The following is a 1203-nucleotide window of genomic DNA, read 5'->3' as shown; positions in this document are numbered from 1 at the left end:
TTTAAATGTTGTTTTTAATGGTGGCTCACTTAATGGTGAAACGATATTAAATGTGCCTAAGAACAGGCTTCGTAATTCACTAAACATGAAACGCAAAACTTACTTTGGAACCACTAACACGGATGATATTGGCATTTATCAGGGCGAATTAAATAGCTTATGGATCTATCATTTATCTGATGTATACACATTTGAATCGATGTCTGAAGATGAAAAAACCGTGAGATATCGTTATACAGAAACAAAAGAAGTTAATCGATGTACCGCATTTACATTAAAAGGCACACGTTGCAGTAAAGCGGCTCAAGATGGCCAACTGTATTGTAGTGAACAACATAAACCTTGGATCAATCCATCACTGATAGCCAATCCATCAGATTTATCAAACGTGGTAATGCCGAAAGGAAAATCATCATGCAAATAATCCCATACGCAGGCGGCATGAGCATGGTCGAACGCAACGACAAACCAGAACTGCAATGCAAGCAATGTAACAAGCCTTGGTGGTATGATGATTTCACTTCGTTGTTTATCCAATGTCCGCATTGCAATGGTGAGTTACTCAACGTGACCGAGGATGAACCATTTAGACATTCTTAATATGTACGCGTCATGCTGACGAGCGAAGCCTGAGCGCAGGAAGCATGACAAGGTAATGCCGATATAGTCACTTATCGGCATTAAAGCTCATCTAAAAACACTCCCACACAAAACTGCGCACAATGTATATTATGTTAAATAGGATCTATATGTATTTGTAACCATCCCTGTATTGTGTGTGGTTTCACATACCAAATGAGTTTTGTGTCACTTCGTGACTTTGGCCTTTTAGTTTTTATAATCAGATGGTTATATTGGCGCTAACAATTTTTTGCACTATTACGGTACAAACATCTATTCAGAGCGCTTTTGTTTTAAGTTTATACCACCTGACTTTTTCAAATCCTGTGGTATGTTTTTGGTTTGATTGTCAGTGTGTTTTAGTAAGCGTTACTTTGGTTCTGTGTTTAGTCATAACTGTTTATTTGAAATGGTCATGTTGAAATTTATCAAACATACTTCGCTGATTTCCAAAGCTAGAATCTAAGTTATCCCCCTGTGTCAGGATAGTTGTCGCCTCAGTTTTTCATAAAAATAAAACAGGGAGCGGTAAGTTAGTTATGAGTGAAGCATTATCCAGAAGAGCACAAGCAAGCTGTCATT

The 1203-nt window shown here is 37.8% G+C and carries 2 protein-coding genes; both read left to right on the top strand.

All coding sequences use genetic code 11. The features are described 5' to 3' along the window. Positions 1-424 (top strand): hypothetical protein (locus L2703_RS18890; protein WP_248972566.1); only part of this gene is annotated, 424 nt, incomplete at its 5' end. Then, positions 415-600 carry a hypothetical protein gene (locus L2703_RS18885; RefSeq protein ID WP_248972565.1) on the top strand — a complete coding sequence of 62 codons (186 nt, stop codon included), beginning with the start codon at positions 415-417 and terminating at the stop codon, positions 598-600. The genes L2703_RS18890 and L2703_RS18885, both read left to right, overlap by 10 nt. The last annotated feature ends 603 nt before the right edge of the window (positions 601-1203 follow it).

The organism is Shewanella basaltis (assembly GCF_023283885.1).
Classification (GTDB): domain Bacteria; phylum Pseudomonadota; class Gammaproteobacteria; order Enterobacterales; family Shewanellaceae; genus Shewanella; species Shewanella basaltis.
This window is presented reverse-complemented; position numbering and strand designations above follow the sequence as displayed.